Genomic DNA, 16,923 nt, shown 5'->3' on the forward strand with positions numbered 1-16,923 from the left:
TCGTTAGCTTCCCTGTCCAGGAAGCGCATAGGCTATCATGGTGCCGCCGGCATTGATGGCGACATACTGTTTTCCGCTGCGCGCCCGATAGCTCATCGGGTTGGCGTTGGCGCTGTTGTCCAGCCGGGCTTCCCACAGCTGTTTGCCCGTGGTCGCGTCAAAGGCGCGGAACCGCTTGTCGTTGGTCGCGCCCACGAACACGAGGCCACCCGCTGTCACGGTCGGCCCGGCGCTGCCGGTGTCCCCCTGAAGCTGGCGGTCTTCCGGCAAGCCTTCCACCAGCCCGAGCGGCACGGCCCACTTGATCTCGCCCGTATTGGCATCGACTGCGGTAAGGCGCGCCCAGGGGCCCTTGTAGCATGGAGCCGTCGGTCCGACCGGGCGAGCCTTTTCATCGTACTTCCCGCTGATCGGCGCGGAGAAGGAGAAGAACGGTCCCTTTCCGTCGACGCTCGCCCGGTCGTACTCGGCCGTTTCCGTCGCATCGAAGCTGTACTGGACGCCGGGCTCAACCTTTTCGACCCAGCCGACAAGCGACGTGTCGTGCGCGTTGACATAGACCATGCCCGTGGTCGGATCGGCGGCCGGGCCGCCCCAGTTCACGCCGCCGATGCCGCCTGGCAACTGGATCGTGGAACGAGGCGGAGCGCCCCGCTCCTGAAACAGGAAGGGCGTGAACGGGCCGACGTTGTAGAACCCACCCGCTTTGTCCCACATCGCCTGGCAGGCGGCGGCATGCTCGGCCGTGGTATCCTGGGCAGTCACCATATCCGCCTTCGTCATCGACACGCGGCTGAGCGGCGGCGTCTTGACCGGGAAGGGCTGCGTCGGATGGTAGTATTCACCCGGGACGTCACCTCGGGGGACAGGACGCTCCTCCACCGGCAGCACCGGTTCCCCAGTGACGCGGTTCAGTTCGAAGAAGTAGCTGGTCTTGCCGACGTGGGCGATGATCGGCTTCGTTTCGCCATCGATCGTCACGTTGATCAGCGATCCGGCGCTGGGCATGTCCGCATCCCACAAATCGTGGTGCACGGTCTGGAAGTGCCACAAGTACTTGCCCGTCTTGGCATCGACCGCGACCAGCGAGTTGCTGAACAGGTTCGAACCCGGCGCATCGCCGCGCCAGTAGTTGGGGGCAGCACTGCTGATCGGAAGATAGGCGATCCCGCGCTGGGTATCCACCGGAGCCATGAAGGCCCACATGTTGGCCCCCGACCGGCCTTTCCACCCATTGCCCCATGTTTCGTTGTAGGGCTGGCCTTCCTGCGGGACTGTCTGGAATTCCCACAGCTTCGCGCCGGTAAGGAGATCGAACGCGCGCGGATTGCCCGGTGGGCCGATCGGGTTTTCCATCGTCGCCGCGCCAATGATTGCCACGTTGTCGTAGATCGTCGGGGTTCCGCCGTAGGGTACGCCCACGTCAATGTACCCGCCTTCGCCGAACGCCTGCACCGGCTGCCCGGTGGCGGCGTCAAGCTGGAGCAGGCCCGACCCGATCATCACCACGATGCGCGGCGCGTGCTGCGCGTCGCCCGGCCAGTATCCGACGCCGCGGCCCGAGATGGTGTTGCGCGGATTGTCCGCATCGCGCGGCTGCTCGAACGTCCAGATTTCCTGGCCACTTGCCGCGTCCAAAGCGATCACGCGGTTCCCGGCAGGGAAGTACATCACGCCGTCGATCACCAGTGGAACCGCGGTGTTGTACCCCCTCATCGGGTAGGCCCAGACCTGCTGCAAGCCCGCGACATTGGCACGGTTGATCTCGTTCAGCGGAGAATAGCGAGTGGCCGCAAGGTCGCGATTGATAGTCCGCCAGTCGCCTTCCGGCAGGACGGCGGCCGCAGCGAGCGCCGGTACCGAAGCTTCAGGCAGCACTCCGAGAGGCGCAGTCTGCGTGCTGGCGCAGGCCCCCACGGCGATAGCCATGATTGCCGGAAATCCAAGCCGTGCAGCTGCCCGCATCCTCTATCCCCACCCGTTTTCTCAAGGCCCGCCGCACCGCGGGTAAGCCTCTTGTTGATTCTGTCCTAGACACAGATTGATTCTGTCCTAGACAGGGGCCGTAGTTTTGGCAATGTTTAGTTGCCTGCGCAAGGCGCGGCTCGTGGGACAGGACGCTGCGGGGGAGGCTGTTCGGCTTCAGACCGGCACTGTTCCGCCGTTCGCGCCGGCTACCGGCTGCGTTGTCCGGCGCGTGCGACTCGTCTGTTCGCGCGCCCGTGGAGCGCAGGGGCAGGGCCGCTCTGCCGGCGCGGACTTTTGACTGTTGGACTTGGGGAACAAAGAATTTGAGCGTTTGATCCGCTTCGAGACGGAACCGCCACTTGGCTGCTCAAAGCGGGAGGAGTAGCGGGGTTCGAAGCGAACACGAACGCTAAGAAACGGGGAGGGCGCGCCAAGGCGCAGCGCCCAAAATGAAGGGATCACTTGCGATGTCGCTATCCGACTTGCTGTACAATTTTACCGAGTGGTTGCGCGGTACATGGCTGACGGAGTTTGCGCTCTCGATTTCAGACACGTCGCTCAGCTTCTGGATCGTTACTAACTTCTGGTCGATCCCGATCTTCCAGACGATCCACATTCTTTCAATCGCGGCAGCGTTCAGCGCGACGTTCATGTTCAGCCTGCGCATCTTCGGCATCGCCGGCGGATCGCGCACCATTGCGCAGAACAGCAGGCGATACCTGCCATGGGCCTGGTGGGGACTTCTGTTCCTGGCCATCAGCGGCATCCTCATGATCATCGGCGAACCCGTGCGCGAGCTGATCAATCCGTGGTTCTGGATCAAGATGGTGGCCATCGTCGTGCTGATCGTGCTCAGCATCTGGTTTCAGACGCGCACGATCCGCAGCGCTGCTGCGGCGCCTTCGCCCTGGGTTGCAAGCTCTGCGGTGAAGGGCGGGGCGATCGCCTTGCTCATCCTGTGGTGCTTCGTGATCTATTGCGGCCGCTTCATCGCTTACGCGCCGGTTTAAGGGGGAAATCATGATTCTCGAATCACTCTGGCGGAGCCTTGAAACCTCTGCCGTCGGCGAATTCGTCGCCACCAACTCCTGGGCGTTTCCAACGCTGGAAACCCTGCACGTGATCTTTCTGGTCACGGTTGTCGGCACAGTGGCCATCATGGACCTGCGGTTGCTGGGCCTGGCGTCCAACCAGACCGCGGTCACGGAAATGTCGCGCGACACGTTGCCCTGGACCTGGGTCGGCTTCGTGGGCGCGGCGATCACCGGCGGGCTGCTGTTCGTCAGCAAATCGACCACGTACGTCATCAATCCCTATTTTCAGATCAAGATGATCCTGCTGGTCTTGGCCGGGCTCAATATGGCTATTTTCCATGTGTTTACCTGGCGGACGGTATCTACCTGGGATTCCGAAACCGCAGTCCCGCTGGGCGGGAAGATTGCAGGACTGCTCTCGCTGATCTTCTGGGTTCTGGTGGTGTTCTTCGGCCGTGCGATCGGCTTCACGCTGGGCATGTTCTACGTCTGATACGCGCACGACAGTGCCAACGAAAAGGCCCCGTTCCTTCGCGGAACGGGGCCTTTCTTTTGTCTCGAGAAAGGGGAAGCTACTTGGCCCCGCCGGGACCCGCCAGCGAAAGCGGTCCCGCCACATCGCGCTGGTACATCCGCTTGTACAGATCGATCCGCGGCTGGCTGATCCACTCGCCCCGGCCGGACCTTCCATCGGCATCGAGGACCATCACCTCCGTCGGCCCCAGAGCATCGACCCGCGGCCATTCGGGCAAGCCCGCGCCGTTCGGGTTGCCGGTCCGGGCGAAGTTGACCCAGTACGAAGAGACGAGATCGGCCAGAGCCTCTTCCCGTGGATTGCCGGCCATCAGCTTGACCGAGCTCTGCCCGGGGAAGGTGCGCGGGGCCGCGAGGTTGTCGAACACGTACGGGATTTCGGCCGTGTGCGCCGCGCCAAGATCGGGTGCGCCGGGATCGTACGGCGGCCGGTGCTTGAACCAGTAGAGCCACGCATCCTGTCCGACCCGGGCCTGGCTTTCTGCGAACAGGCGCATGTGCCAGGCAAGCGTGTCGGAGAACGGCTCCATCGCCACCAGTTTGGCAGCGGCATCATCGTTCGCCGGATAAGCAGCCAGACCGAGTTCCGCCAGGTCGCCCCAGCGTTGCGCAGCCGTCTTGGTCCAGTTTTCCAGCGTCATCGGCGGACCGAAGGCGGCGGTGAAGGAACCTTCTTCGGCATTTGAGCCAACCAGGACGTCCACCTTGTTCTGCCGCCCTTCGGCGAAGGTCTTGGACAAGTCCTCAGGGATGATCCACCCGTCGACGATCATACCTTGGCCGCGGATCTGGTTGAACACTTCCTTCGCCGGAAGCGCACGCAATTCAGCCAGAGACGTGGCGCCGATCTTCTGCGCAGCTTCAAGGGTGCGCTTCTCGGCATCTTCGCGCGCGACCATCTTGGCGATACCAAGGCCCATCCAGCCGCCGCTTTCGGAAATGGCCCGCTCAAACAAACCGTCGGCGACAGGCGACCCAACCAGTCCGGCATCCATCGCCGCCCCGGCGGATTCCCCGAAGATGGTCACGTTGTTCGGATCGCCGCCGAATGCAGCAATGTTGTTCTTCACCCACTGCAGCGCGGCGACTGCATCGCCGAGGGCCTGGTTGCCCGAGGCGTTGTGCGGCGACTCTGCGTTAAGCTCCGGATGCGACAGGAAACCAAGGGAGCCGACCCGGTAGTTGAAGGTGACAAGGACCACATCCTTCGCGGCTAGGTTGTCGCCATAGCTGAAGGGCGAGGATCCGGCCCCTTCGTTGTAGGCCCCGCCATAGAGCCAGACCATCACCGGCAACTTCTCGCTTCCGCTGTCTGCCGGAGTCCAGACGTTGAGATAGAGGCAATCCTCCGACATCGACGGAGAATCCGGGAAGTCGGTGGCCGGATTGACCCGGCCTTCGCCAGGCGGCTGGATACAGACGTTGCCGAACGTGTCGCCCGGGCGAACGCCCTGCCAGGCGCTGGCAGGCTGCGGCATCTTCCACCGCAAGTTGCCGACAGGCGGCGCGGCGAAGGGAATGCCCTTGAACACGGTCACTCCGTCGACTGCTCCCGGAACGCCGGAGACCAGCCCCTTGTCGGTGCGGACGGGGTTGTCCAGCAGAGATGCTGGGTTGGGAGCGCTCGCGATCGTCTGCGGCGTGCAGGCGCCCGTGGCGATCAGGGTTGCGGTAAGGGCAGCGCAAAGGGCGCGAGTTTTGAGTTTCATCGTTCGTCTGTGTCCCGCTTTCGGACCGCAACGGCGGTCATCTGAAAGAAAGGGGCCCGCAGCATGCGCTGCGAGCCCCGCGTTGTGTACAAGTGGCGATTGAAGGAAGCTTCGGCCGGTTTGTCGCCAGTGCGGCAGGCGCACGCGCGGAGATACAGACAGCCCGAAGTCCGGGACCCGATCTCATCCTCTGCTCCCTCTATCCGGCCACCGCGCGTTCGCTGGCATTCCCCTACGGTCAGGTTGACCCGGTTCGCGCGGTCTTGTGCCGAACTGCCCCTTCACGTCCTGTTGCGCTTCTACCGGATCGCGCGGGTTCACGCGCGATCCGATGAAACAGGAGGTTACTCGCTGCCTGCCGGCTGCGCCTCGGTACCCTGCGCCCGCATGGCGCGCGAGGAGTTGACGTAGTTGCGCAGCTGCACGTTGCCTTCGTTGCAGGCGTACTCGAAGAACTCGTATTCCGAATTACGCTCCCAGTCGGCGCGGACGGTCCACGGCGCGGTCCAGTACACGGGATCGGAATAGGTCATCTCGTAGGTGATCGTGTCCTCGTCGACCATGGTCAGCCGCTCCACCACCTTGGCTTGCTCGCTCATCGGGATCGTGTTGTTCGGCGGGGCGCCGATCGTCGCCATGTTGAGCGGGGAGGCAGCGCGCTTCAGGTAGTCGTCGCTCGCACTGTCGCCGGCGACGATGTTGGTCGTTTCGATGACGAAGGTGTTGCCTTCCCAGTGGCCGCGGCTGGAGCCCATCCACTTCTTAACCTGGTCGGGCAGCGGCGCCACTTTGTCGCCGATCGGAATGATCCGGGAATCGTGGATCATCTCAAGGTCGAGCACGAAATAGCCGGGCGCCTGCCAGATGCGGATGCCGTTGTTGTAGCGGAACGGCAGCATCGAGGCGGGAAAACCGCGGCTGATGCAGCGATCCCAGCTGTCGAAGTCGGTGACCCAGTCAAAGCTCTGGCCTTCGACCCAGCTTGAGCGACCCGCCGCCTGGAGCCGCTTGCCCTCAGGCGTTAGCTCCGGCAGGCGGCCGTTCAGCGGGCTGACCAGCAGGGAGGTGCGGCGACCGGCGCCGGTCATCTCGACCCAGTTGCCGAGGCCCAGCTTGTTGTTCTCGGTCTCGGCCTGCGCCGCGCCGCGCGAACGCTCCATGCGAGCTTCGCGGTCGGCGAATTCCTCGTCCGTCAGCCAGACACGGTTGCCCTGGGCCTCGGTCCGCTGCAGCGGCAGACCGCCGATGCTGTCGATCGGCCACATGCCGCGGAAATCGGGATCGCCCCACTCGGTCTTTTTCGGCTCAAAATTGGTCGGAACCGGCGGGAGGTAGTCGAGCCGATCGCTGTAGGGGAACTCCTGGCTCGCCTGGACATCCTGGCTGACCTGTGCGCTGGCGGGGGCCAGACCGATGGTGCCGCACATTGCGGCGAGCGCAAGCGCCGAGGCGCCGATGGTTCTGAGCGTATTGGAACGGGATTTCATTGCGTGTGCTCCTGTGCGCGGACGTGCCGGCCCGCTGATGTGGTGGCGGACATGCAGCCCGCCCATGCTCTGGTTTCCGTGTCCTGCGTTTCCGGCGGCAGCGCCGCCGGATTTTCGCGGTCCCTCACTGTTGTCCTCTTTCCAGCGCAGCGCCTTCCGGCAAGGCGAAGGCCATGTACTGGCTGGGCCCCGGCTTCGACTGGCCGAGTTGCGGGGCGAACAGGCCGTCGCCGCCGACCGCGATAACGACGTACTGGCGGCCATTCGCCTCGTATACGGCGGGAACGCCTTCCGACGCGGCCGGAAGGTCGTACTCCCACAGTACTTCGCCGGTGGCCTGATCACGGGCGCGGAGCTTGCGATCCGACGAAGTGCCTACGAACAGCAAGTCGCCGCCGGTTGCAACCGGACCACCGCGCGGCGCGGTGCTGCCGGTGTTCCGGATGCCCTTTTCCACCAGTGCAGTGACTTCGCCGTTGGGCAGTTCCCACAGCTTCTTGCCGGTGTTCATGTCATAGGCCGTGATCAGCGACCACGGCGGATTGATCGCCGGAAGGCCGTTGCTCTGCAGCATGAAGTTGACCGCCGACTTGTAAGGCTGCACGTCGCCGCCGCCATTGGGCATCGCCGCGAGCGCTTCAGGCCGCTTGTCCAGCACCAGCGTGTCGAGCGTCGGCATCTGCTTGGAAACGACGAAGAACCGCTGCTGAAAAGGATCGACCGCCGAGCTGCCCCAGTTGGCGCCGCCGTTGTGGCCGGGCATGGAGATCGAGCCTTGCAGGCTTGGCGGGGTGAACAATCCGTCGTTGCGCGCTGTCTTGAGGATCTCGCGCAGCTTCGCCTGATCTTCCGGGGAAACGTAAGGATTGATCTGGGCTTCGGTGAAGGTCTGGCGGGCGAACGGTTCCGGCCAAGTCGGGATCGGCTGCGTGGGAGACGGCTTTTCGCCCGGCACGTCGGACGCGGGCACGGGCCGTTCCTCGATCGGCCAGATCGGCGCGCCGGTCCGGCGATCGAACACGTAGATGTACCCCTGCTTGGTTGCTTGGATCACGACCGGGATGATCTTGCCGTCCTTGCGAAGCGTCAGCAGCTTCGGCGCCTGCGGGATGTCGAAGTCCCACAGATCGTGGTGGATCGTCTGGAAGTGCCACAGGCGCTTGCCCGTCCGCGCGTCGAGCGCGAGCAGCGTGTTGGAGAACAGGTTGTCCCCCGCACGGTTGCCGCCGTAAAAGTCGTACCGCGCCGTACCGGTGGGGATGAAGATGATGCCCGTCTCCGGGTCGACCGTCGATTCCGACCAGTTGTGGACGCCGCCGAATTGCTCGTGATCGGTCTCCGGCCAGGTTTCGTAGCCGAACTCGCCCTTCTGCGGGACCGTGTTGAACGTCCACTTCAGCGCGCCCGTTCGTACGTCGTAAGCGTGAATGTTGGCCGGGGCAGACGCGTAGTCATAGGCACCGGCCGGCAGGGACATGATGATCGTGTCTTCGAATATCCGGCCGGGGTTATCCGTCTGCAGTGCGCGGACCTTGCTGATGTCGCCGGGCAGGCCCTTGCGCAGGTCAACCCCGCCGGCCTGTCCAAAGGTGGCGATCGGCTCCCCGGTCACGGCCGACACGGCGGTCAGCTTGCCGTCCATCATGAAGAACAGCCGCCGGTCGATGCCGTCCTCGCTTTCCCAGTAGTTCAGGCCGCGCTGTCCGGTGCGACCTTCGTACTTGCGCTGCCAGCGCACAGTGCCGCTGGCAGGATCGAGCGCGACGAGCGCGTTGTTGTTGAGGAGGTACATCGTGTCATGCACGACGACCGGGTTGAAATGAGGCGGCTGGCCTTCGCCGGTCGGAAAGGTCCAGGCGAGCTGCAGCTGCGAGACGTTCGCCTTGGTGATCTGGTCGAGCGACGAATACTGCGAGGAATCCGGGCCACTGAGATAGCTGCCCCAGGTCTTGAAGTCGTAGTTGCCGAACGCCAGGGTATCGGCCGCACCGGCAGAAGCCGACGCGAGGGTGCCTGGCTGCTGGGCACAGGCGGAAAGGGAAAGGGCCAGCGCAACGCCCGCCGCGGCAAGCCGGAATCGCCCGCGGCTTTTCGCCCGGTGCGAAACACAATAGGATTGCGGCGACTGATTCACTACTAACTCTCCCCCAGGGACACGATCCTGCCGGCTGCGGACGGTCATTCGTTGACTCCGTCTCGCCAGCGCGGGCAATCTATCCCGTAAAGGGCGGCGACAACAAGGGGCAAATGTGCCTGAATTTGACAAAATCCGCTTTTGTGGGCGTCGGAGCGAACTTTTGCACGGGATGAGGTGATCTCAGGGGGAGGGCAGCCGGCCGCTTTCCTGTGCGCTGCGCCTGACGGCTGCTCGCAATTTTTGGAGCGTTGCCGGTGCGTTCAGCCCTCGTAAATTGAGTTTGTCCCAAAGTGCATTTCGTACCGGGCTTTGTTCCGCTTGCCGCCAGACGGCGGATCGGAAAAAGTCAACGAGGCGGGTTGACAGTTTAGGCGCTGGGCACAAGAGCACCAGCAACGCAGGAAACGGGTGGATACATGGATTTGCGCAACAAGGGTTCGAAGGTTTTCGCGGGCAAGATGTCCAAGGTCGGGATCGCGGCGCTTGGCCTCGCCTTGTCAGCGGTTCCGCTCAGCCAGTTCGCTGCCCAGGCGCAGGCTCCTGAGCTTGAGCAGGCAAAGGCTGAAGCTCCCGCGGGTGAAGTCGACATGGAAGCGGGTCGCCAGCTGTTCCAGGATTGGTCGTGCAACGCCTGCCACGTCCTCGAGGATGCCGGCGCACAAGGCCATGTCGGTCCGGCTCTCGACGGCAACAGCGCGCTCACTCGCGATCTCGTGATCGATCGCGTCACCAACGGTGCCGGCGCAATGCCCGGCTTCGGCGGGCAGCTGAGCGAAGAAGAGATTGCCGCGCTGGCCGACTACATCGTCGCCGCGCACAAGTAATCCCTATCGGACAACAGGAAGGGGCGCGCCGCCGGCGTGCCCCTTTTTCGTGTCTAGCGCTGGTTCTGCGCGGTTTGCGCCGTGCGGCTGTTCGGGCCGACCTGGGCGTAATAGTTCGTCACCCCGTCGGGATCGTTCAGCCAGACGGTCACCAGGTCAAACCCGCCAAGTTTGTTCAGCGGAGTCTCCACGGGAATGTTCCGCGCCTTTGCCTTGGCATCCACAAGCGGCGAGTCGCTGACGACATACTGGATCCCGGCGCTGCCGTTATCCGCCGGCAGCGTGTCACCGGTGTGGTAGAGATAAAGCGTCGTTTCGCCGTGCCGGTAAGGATGCTTGGTGATCCCCAGCAGCCGGTCCGTGACGGGCGGAAGTTCGTCCAGTCCCACGAATTCGCGGTAGAAGGCGCGGCTTTCCTCAAGGTCGGACGCGTTGATCCCGACCCCGACCCCATCATCCGAATGGTCCTTCGCGCCGGGCCGGATCACGATCTGGAGCGGAAAACCACCCGGGTCGGTCACCAGCGCAGCCTGGGTTCCATCGCCCTGATCGACGAACCGCGGCGCAGGAAAGCCTGCCGCGGCGAAGCGGTCGATCACTGTCTGCCGATCCGGATAGCTGAGCATGAAGTAGCGAATACCCGTGCCGCTCTTCACGCCGCCCGATAAATCGTATTTGCGATTGCCCTGCTGCCCCGCGGACAGCTTGATCTGACCTTTGCCGACCCCCGTCAAAAGCATCTGCTGCGATGAAGTCAGCTGGATCGGGCTTAGGGACCGCAGCGCCAGCGCTTCGGTGTAGAACTTCACCATCGGTTCGGTCCTGTCCCGCGGGAACCGGCGGAAGACATTGGCCGCATCTTGCGTGAAGAGGCTGCGGGTGGAGCTTGTCAGTTGTTCCCGGGACAGCTCGCCGGGCTTGTATGCAAGATCGTGGTCGACCTGCATTATCGCCCCCTCCGGCGTCCGCACGACGCCTTCGGCGGAACTGACCGGGGTCTCCGGCCCAGCGCAGCCTGCAAGGGCGGCCGTGACCATGCCGAGCCCGATGGGTACTGTCCGCGGCATGATAATCTCTCCCGTTGGTGTTAGTCAGGCAGTGCGAAGGCGATCAGTGCCTCATCATGAATCGGTCGGCCATCCGGTCCCCTTCGTGGAGGACCGAAACCGGACCCGGCGGCAACGACCGCGATGTACTGCCGCCCATCCTTCCCGCGGTAGCTGATCGGGACCGTCTGCGGGCTGTTGTCGAGCGTTTTCGTCCAGACTTCCTTGCCTGTCGCCGCATCGAAGGCGCGAAACCGCTGGTCCCCCGTCGCCCCGATGAAGACCAGCCCGCCAGCCGTCACCATCGGCCCGCCAAAGGTGTTGAGCGCGCCGGTCTTCTGCTTGCCTTCCGGCAGTTCCGGAGTGATCCCCAGAGTGCTAGCCCAGGCGATTTCCCCGGTGTTGGCATCTACCGCGATCAGGCGTCCCCATGGCGGCTTGATGCAGGGAAGGGTGACCTTGCGGCCATCCTTTTCGGTGTAGCTGGCGCTGAAGGAGGAATAGGCTCCCGGTCCTTGCAGGCTGCCCCGATCGTACAACTGGTTGGAATTGGTGGTGCCGCGCCCGTAGTCCCCTTTCGGATCGCGTTTCTCGATCCAGCCGATGCTACCGCCTTCGCTGGTGTTGACGAACACCAGGCCCTTCGCTGGGTCGGCCGCGCTGCCGCCCCAGTTCGATCCGCCGTTGTGCGGCATGTTGATGGACGCGAACGGCTTGTCGCCTTCCTCATGAAGGAAGAACGGAGTGAACGAGCCGGCATTGTAGAACGTGCCGCCATAGGAGGCGAGCAGATCGCGGCAGGCTTGCGCGTGTTCGGGCGTGGTGTCGCTTGCGCTGACAACATCGTCCCGGTTCCACACCCCGCGGGAGAGCTGCTCCGGCTTCACCGGGAACGGCTGGGTGGGCGAATACCATTCCCCCGGAACGTCGGCGGCAGCCACCGGGCGTTCCTCGACCCCGAACACCGGCTCTCCCGTTTCGCGATTGAGAATGTACATCAGCCCGTTCTTGCCGGTCTGCGACAAGGCGGGGATGGTCTTGCCGTCTTTCTGAATGTCTACCAGCACAGGCGGGGGCGGCAGGTCCCAATCCCACAGATCGTGGTGGATCGTCTGGAAGTACCACTTCAGCTTGCCGGTATCGGCGTCCACCGCCACCAGCGAATTACCAAACAGGTTCGCGCCGGGACGGTCACCGCCGTAATAGTTCGGCGAGGGACCGCCGATCGGCATGTAGAGCGTATTCGTTTCCGGATCGGCCGTGGTGTACCAGATCCACATGTTGTTGCCGGACCGGCCCTTCCACCCGTCATCGAGCCAGGTCTCGTGCCCTGTTTCGCCAGGTTGCGGGACGGTGCTGAACTCCCACAGCTTCTTGCCGGTGACGGCGTCGAACGCGCGCGAGTTGCCCGGCTCGCCGATCGGCATTTCCTGCGTGTTCGCCCCGATCACCAGTGTGTTGCGGTAGACGGTCGGCGGATAGTTGTAGGGCGTCCCGCCGTACTTCAGCGCGCCGTTGTCACCGAAGCTCTCAACTGGCTGGCCGGTAGCGGAATCGAGCGCCACCAGCACGGAACCGTTGTTGTAGAAGATGCGCGGGGGATGGGCTTCGTCGCCCGGCCACCAGGAGACGCCGCGCCGCACGACTCCTTCGGTCACCGGGTGGCGCCAGATCTCCTTGCCGCTGTGCGCTTCCAGCGCGACGACGGCGTTGCCCAGCGGAAGGTACATCGTCCCGGCGATCACGATCGGTACCGTGCCACCCAGAAGCGCCGCACCGCCTTCCGGCCGCAGCTGGAACGACCAGGCTTGTTCCAGCTGGTCGACGTTCTGCGGGGTGATGTCAGTCAGCGGAGAATAGCGGGTGCCGGACAAGTCCCGCGCATAACGCGGCCAGTCGGCCGGATCGATCGGATCCTGCGCCTGCGCCGCCGAAACGATCATCGCGGCGCCAAGCGTCAGGGCGATGCGGACTCTCATTCAACCCCTCCAACGTGGTAAGGGCTTGGCCGCCCTTTCCCGATGCGTAGCAAGAGAAGGGTCAAGGGGCAATTAGTTCATGTGTGAATAGTTGCGTGGCGAATACACAGGGTAATCGATGGCACCACTCCTGACCATAATGCTGGCTGCCGGCCAGGCCCGGCGGTTCGGCGGAGGGAAGCTCGACGCCATGTGCGGCGGCCGCAGGGTCGGAGAATGGGTGATCGACGCCGTCGCGCAGTCGGGCTTGCCTGCGGGAATGGCGGTCACCGGTCCGGATGCCCCGCAGTTCCTTGTGGCACATCCCGAATGGCAGCGGATCGTCAACCCGGCGCCGGAAGCGGGACTTGGCAGTTCTCTCTCGCTCGCCGCGCGCGCGGCCATCGCAAACAGGGCCGAAGGCATGCTGGTCCTGCTGGCTGATATGCCGCTGCTGGACCCGGAGTTCCTGCGGAAGGTATCGGAAAGCCCGGCGCCCGCCGCAACGCGGTACCCCGGCGGCGGCCCGGGGGTTCCCGCGCTTATCCCGCGTCGCCTGTTCCCGGAGCTTGCGATCCTGGATGGTGAGCGAGGGGCAGCGCCGGTCCTCGCCGCCGATCCTGCGCTTGTCCTCCTGGATGCACCCGATCCGATGCTGATCGACATCGACCGTCCGGTTGATCTTGTCCGGGCAGAAGCTGCAATCACGGCCCGGAGCGGAAAAATGTCGGGTTTGGCAACCTGAACAACGAGACAGGCTTCCCAAATCTGCCGATTGGGAGCATGGGGAAACGGTTCCGCTTCGGGGCGAGACATTCAGGGCAAAGTCAACCTATAAGGCCCCCCGACGGCGATTCGAGAGCGCGCGTGACGCGCCAATATTCTGGAGGATTATCACGATGCCCCTGGTGAACATGAAGCCGCTGCTGCGCGATGCGATGGAAAACGGATACGCTGTCGCTGCGTTCAACCTCGTGGACTACGGTTCCACCAAGGCCATGGTGAAGGCGGCCGAGGAACTGAACGCGCCGGTGATCTGCCAGACCAGCGCCAAGACCATCAAGTTCTACAGCCACAAGGAAATCGTCAGCTGGGTTCGTACCGCGGCTGAGGATTCGCCGGTGCCGGTCGTGCTCCATCTCGATCACTGCAAGGATCTCGAGATGATCGAGGCTTGCGCCAAGGCGGGCTGGACCTCGATCATGATCGACGCGTCCGAGCTTCCTTTCGAAGAGAACCTCGAAATGTCGAAGCGCGTGCGCGACATCGCCGACAAGTACGGCGTCGGCATGGAAGCCGAACTGGGCCAGATCATGGGCGTCGAGGACGACATGGTCGTGGCTGAAGAGGAATCGGTCCTGACCGATCCTGAGGATGCGCAGAAGTTCTGCGACGCGCTGGACCTGTCGGCGTTCGCTTGCGCGGTCGGCACGGCGCACGGCTTCTACCACGGTGACCCCAAGGTCGATTTCGACCGGATCGAGGCGATCAACAAGCTGACGAAGACCCCGATGGCGCTGCACGGCGGCACCGGGCTGTCGGACGAAGTGTTCCGCAAGGCAATCGAGCGCGGGGCAGCGAAAATCAACATCTCCACGAACCTCAAACACGTGTTCGTTGAAAGCTTCGTGAAGTACCACATGGAAAACCCGAAGGACTTCGAACCGCTGCGTGTGATCGACGCCCAGTATCAGGCCTGCAAGCTGCTCTTCAGCAGCTTCATCGCCAAGTTCGGCGGCGAGAACCGCGCCCCGGCCTACCTTTCCAAGGCTGCCTGAGGGGGACGCGAAGAATGCTGAAAGCCATCATTTTCGATTGCGACGGCGTGCTCGTCGATACGGAACGTGACGCGCACCGCGTGGGATTCAACCGCGCGTTCGAGGAATTCGGAATCGATGCCGAATGGGACGTTCCGCTGTACGGCAAGCTGCTGCTGGTCGCCGGCGGCAAGGAACGCATGCGGGCGTATTTCGATGAATACGGCTGGCCCGAAGGACGCAGCGAAACGAGGGACGAACTGATCGCGGCGCTGCACCAGCGCAAGACGGCGATCACCGCCGGCATCGTCAGCGAACTGCCGGTGCGCCCGGGGATCCTCCGCATCATCGACGAGGCGAGTGCGGCGGGGGTCCGGCTTGGCGTCTGCACCACGTCGAACGCGAAGTTCATCGACGCTGTGCTCGATCTTTTCGGGCGCGAGCGGAAGGCGAAGTTCGAGTTCGTTCACGCCGGCGACGTCGTGAAGAAGAAGAAGCCCGACCCTGAAATCTATGAACTGGCCAAGCAGTCGCTGGGCCTGCCGGTGGACGAGTGCATCGTGATCGAGGACAGCCGCAACGGCTTGCTCGCCGCGACCGGGGCCGGGCTGCCGTGCCTGATCACCACCAGCACCTATACCAAGGACGAAGATTTCAGCGAGGCGGCAAAGGTCGTGCCCGAACTGGGGGACGAGCCGAACGCCACCGTCACCCTGCAAGATCTCGAACAGCTCGCGGCGCGCAAGAAAGCCGCTTGAGGGAGTAGCACATGAGCGATATCACCATCGGCAACGTGGAGCGGGCGATCAAGACCACCGCCGACACGGTTCTGGCCAACCAGCAGTACTTTTCCGACCTCGACGGCATTGCCGGGGACGGCGATTTCGGCGCGTCGCTGGCGTCGGGCTTTCGCCTGATCGATGCCGACTTGCCGGAAATCGACAAGAGCTCGATCGGCAACATGCTGCTGAAGATCAGCATGATCATCACCAAGAATGTTGGCGGATGCTCAGGCCCGATCTGGGGCACCGGGTTCATGCGCGCCGCGATGCTGACCAAGGAAAAGCAGGAAATCGGCCTTGCCGACCTTGAACAGATGGTCGGCGCGGCGATCGAAGGGATCAAGGCCCGTGGCGGCGCCGATCTCGGCGACAAGACGCTGCTCGACTCCCTGATCCCGATCCATGAGAAGCTGAAGGAACACGCGGAGAAGGGCAGCAGCCCGGCTGTCGCGCTTCGGGACGCGGCCGAGGTTGCCGAACGGAAGATGGAAGAAGCCAAGGCCCTCCAGCCGCGGCGGGGACGCCAGTCCTTCGTCGGGGAGCGGGCGACCGGCACGCCCGACCCGGGCATGGTCGCGATTGCCTGCATCCTGCAGGACTGGTGCGAGCAATTCGGCGTGGAGCGTACGCCGCAAGCCAAGGAACTGACGCAGCGCAGCGTCTGAAGCGAAACGGAGAGGCAAGCCAATGAGAAAGTTCGTCAACAACCCCAACGACTTCGTGCCGGAAATGATGGCAGGCGTCGCCGCCGCCAACCCGAACCTGCTGGAGCACCAGCCCGAATTCCAGCTGATCAAGCGCAAGGACCGCCCGGTCGCCGGCAAGGTGTCGGTCGTTCAGGGTTCGGGCAGCGGGCACGAACCCGCGCACGCCATGGCCGTCGGCCCGGGCATGCTCGACGGTGCGGTGCAGGGCGCGGTCTTCGCCGCCCCGCCGGTCGACGCCTGCTACGAATGCATCAAGCAGCTGGCGTCCGACGCGGGCGTGCTCGTCCTGATCAACAACTATCAGGGCGACCGGATGAACTGGGACATGGCCGTGGAGATGGCCCAGGCTGAAGGCGTCAACGTCAAGTCGTTCATCATCGATGACGACGTTGCGGTGAAGGACAGCTCCTACACCATCGGCCGCCGGGGCGTTGCCGGCAACTTCTTCGTCATCAAGGCCTGCGGCGCCGCGGCTGACCTCGGCAAGAGCCTCGATGAAGTGCTGGAAGTGGCGAAGAAGGTGAACGGTCAGGTCCGCACGATGGGCGTGGCGCTCAGCTCGTGCATTCCCCCGGTCAAGGGCACGCCGATCTTCGACATCGCCGTGGACGAGATGGAAGTCGGCGTCGGCATTCATGGTGAGCCGGGCCGCCGCCGCGACAAGACCAAGCCTGCGAACGAGATCCTCGACGAGATGTTCGAAGCCGTTTCCGGCGACGGGCCCTTCAGCAAGGGTGACCGCGTTGCTGTGATGGTCAACGGCCTTGGCGGCACGCCGATCAGCGAGCTGTATGTCCTGTACAACCGTGCGGCACGGCGCTGCGAGGAAGCGGGCTACACCATCGTCCGCAACTATGTCGGCGAATACTGCACCAGCCTTGAAATGGCCGGCGCCTCGCTGACCCTGCTGAAGCTGGACGACGAGCTGGAAAAGATGCTCGACGCGCCGGCGGAAGTGGCGGCCCGGATCTTCTGATCCG

Annotated in this window: 14 protein-coding genes; 8 read left to right on the top strand and 6 right to left on the bottom strand. The window is 63.8% G+C overall.

From position 1 onward, the window contains the following. Nucleotides 1-3: 3 nt before the first annotated feature. The gene (locus tag ELY13_RS11350) at nucleotides 4-1,929 is read right to left on the bottom strand and encodes an outer membrane protein assembly factor BamB family protein (protein WP_164549780.1); all 1,926 of its coding nucleotides are present in this window, start codon (nucleotides 1,927-1,929) and stop codon (nucleotides 4-6) included. Between the two features lie 488 nt (nucleotides 1,930-2,417). Between ELY13_RS11350 and ELY13_RS11355 the strand changes: the two genes are divergently transcribed. Then, on the top strand, nucleotides 2,418-2,978 hold the full coding sequence (locus ELY13_RS11355; RefSeq protein WP_126174036.1) for a cation-translocating P-type ATPase: 561 nt from the start codon (nucleotides 2,418-2,420) through the stop codon (nucleotides 2,976-2,978). Nucleotides 2,979-2,988: 10 nt separating this feature from the next. After that, entirely contained in the window at nucleotides 2,989-3,495 is a 507-nt protein-coding gene (locus tag ELY13_RS11360) for a hypothetical protein (protein WP_126174037.1), read from the top strand. 79 nt (nucleotides 3,496-3,574) lie between these two features. On the opposite strand, the gene ELY13_RS11365 is transcribed toward ELY13_RS11360, so the two are convergent. The 3 genes from ELY13_RS11365 to ELY13_RS11375 form a co-directional block, all read right to left on the bottom strand. After that, a complete protein-coding gene (locus tag ELY13_RS11365; RefSeq protein ID WP_126174038.1) occupies nucleotides 3,575-5,245 on the bottom strand; it encodes a carboxylesterase/lipase family protein in 1,671 nt (556 codons plus the stop codon). 344 nt (nucleotides 5,246-5,589) lie between these two features. Then, complete coding sequence (locus ELY13_RS11370; RefSeq protein WP_126174039.1) at nucleotides 5,590-6,732, bottom strand: hypothetical protein; 1,143 nt, start codon at nucleotides 6,730-6,732, stop codon at nucleotides 5,590-5,592. 124 nt (nucleotides 6,733-6,856) lie between these two features. After that, the gene (locus tag ELY13_RS11375) at nucleotides 6,857-8,866 is read right to left on the bottom strand and encodes a pyrroloquinoline quinone-dependent dehydrogenase (RefSeq protein WP_164549781.1); all 2,010 of its coding nucleotides are present in this window, start codon (nucleotides 8,864-8,866) and stop codon (nucleotides 6,857-6,859) included. Nucleotides 8,867-9,285: 419 nt separating this feature from the next. On the opposite strand from ELY13_RS11375, the gene ELY13_RS11380 reads away from it, so the two are divergent. Then, the gene (locus ELY13_RS11380) at nucleotides 9,286-9,693 is read left to right on the top strand and encodes a c-type cytochrome (RefSeq protein WP_126174041.1); all 408 of its coding nucleotides are present in this window, start codon (nucleotides 9,286-9,288) and stop codon (nucleotides 9,691-9,693) included. 53 nt (nucleotides 9,694-9,746) lie between these two features. Here ELY13_RS11380 and ELY13_RS11385 read toward each other — a convergent pair whose 3' ends face one another. Next, the gene (locus ELY13_RS11385; RefSeq protein ID WP_126174042.1) at nucleotides 9,747-10,760 is read right to left on the bottom strand and encodes a VOC family protein; all 1,014 of its coding nucleotides are present in this window, start codon (nucleotides 10,758-10,760) and stop codon (nucleotides 9,747-9,749) included. 20 nt (nucleotides 10,761-10,780) lie between these two features. After that, complete coding sequence (locus ELY13_RS11390; RefSeq protein WP_126174043.1) at nucleotides 10,781-12,718, bottom strand: outer membrane protein assembly factor BamB family protein; 1,938 nt, start codon at nucleotides 12,716-12,718, stop codon at nucleotides 10,781-10,783. Between the two features lie 118 nt (nucleotides 12,719-12,836). Here ELY13_RS11390 and ELY13_RS11395 point away from each other — a divergent pair, with 118 nt between their 5' ends. The 5 genes from ELY13_RS11395 (at nucleotide 12,837) to dhaK (ending at nucleotide 16,919) form a co-directional block, all read left to right on the top strand. Beyond that, a complete protein-coding gene (locus ELY13_RS11395; protein ID WP_126174044.1) occupies nucleotides 12,837-13,442 on the top strand; it encodes a nucleotidyltransferase family protein in 606 nt (201 codons plus the stop codon). A 154-nt stretch (nucleotides 13,443-13,596) separates the two neighbouring features. Next, entirely contained in the window at nucleotides 13,597-14,475 is an 879-nt protein-coding gene (locus tag ELY13_RS11400; protein ID WP_126174045.1) for a class II fructose-bisphosphate aldolase, read from the top strand. Between the two features lie 14 nt (nucleotides 14,476-14,489). Continuing rightward, entirely contained in the window at nucleotides 14,490-15,212 is a 723-nt protein-coding gene (locus ELY13_RS11405; protein ID WP_126174046.1) for an HAD-IA family hydrolase, read from the top strand. A gap of 11 nt (nucleotides 15,213-15,223) precedes the next feature. Further along, a complete protein-coding gene (gene dhaL, locus ELY13_RS11410) occupies nucleotides 15,224-15,901 on the top strand; it encodes a dihydroxyacetone kinase subunit DhaL (protein WP_126174047.1) in 678 nt (225 codons plus the stop codon). Nucleotides 15,902-15,923: 22 nt separating this feature from the next. Further along, nucleotides 15,924-16,919, top strand: a complete 996-nt coding sequence (dhaK, locus tag ELY13_RS11415; RefSeq protein WP_126174048.1) for a dihydroxyacetone kinase subunit DhaK — start codon at nucleotides 15,924-15,926, stop codon at nucleotides 16,917-16,919. Nucleotides 16,920-16,923: the final 4 nt, after the last annotated feature.

This window comes from Altericroceibacterium xinjiangense (assembly GCF_003958635.1).
GTDB classification, from domain to species: domain Bacteria; phylum Pseudomonadota; class Alphaproteobacteria; order Sphingomonadales; family Sphingomonadaceae; genus Altericroceibacterium_A; species Altericroceibacterium_A xinjiangense.

Coding starts and splice junctions, on each gene's coding strand:
- ELY13_RS11350 (WP_164549780.1), bottom strand. CDS start 1,929: ATGGCTATCGCCGTGGGGGCCTGCGCCAGCACGCAGACTGCGCCTCTC.
- ELY13_RS11355 (WP_126174036.1), top strand. CDS start 2,418: ATGAAGGGATCACTTGCGATGTCGCTATCCGACTTGCTGTACAATTTT.
- ELY13_RS11360 (WP_126174037.1), top strand. CDS start 2,989: ATGATTCTCGAATCACTCTGGCGGAGCCTTGAAACCTCTGCCGTCGGC.
- ELY13_RS11365 (WP_126174038.1), bottom strand. CDS start 5,245: ATGAAACTCAAAACTCGCGCCCTTTGCGCTGCCCTTACCGCAACCCTG.
- ELY13_RS11370 (WP_126174039.1), bottom strand. CDS start 6,732: ATGAAATCCCGTTCCAATACGCTCAGAACCATCGGCGCCTCGGCGCTT.
- ELY13_RS11380 (WP_126174041.1), top strand. CDS start 9,286: ATGGATTTGCGCAACAAGGGTTCGAAGGTTTTCGCGGGCAAGATGTCC.
- ELY13_RS11385 (WP_126174042.1), bottom strand. CDS start 10,760: ATGCCGCGGACAGTACCCATCGGGCTCGGCATGGTCACGGCCGCCCTT.
- ELY13_RS11390 (WP_126174043.1), bottom strand. CDS start 12,718: ATGAGAGTCCGCATCGCCCTGACGCTTGGCGCCGCGATGATCGTTTCG.
- ELY13_RS11395 (WP_126174044.1), top strand. CDS start 12,837: ATGGCACCACTCCTGACCATAATGCTGGCTGCCGGCCAGGCCCGGCGG.
- ELY13_RS11400 (WP_126174045.1), top strand. CDS start 13,597: ATGCCCCTGGTGAACATGAAGCCGCTGCTGCGCGATGCGATGGAAAAC.
- ELY13_RS11405 (WP_126174046.1), top strand. CDS start 14,490: ATGCTGAAAGCCATCATTTTCGATTGCGACGGCGTGCTCGTCGATACG.
- dhaL (WP_126174047.1), top strand. CDS start 15,224: ATGAGCGATATCACCATCGGCAACGTGGAGCGGGCGATCAAGACCACC.
- dhaK (WP_126174048.1), top strand. CDS start 15,924: ATGAGAAAGTTCGTCAACAACCCCAACGACTTCGTGCCGGAAATGATG.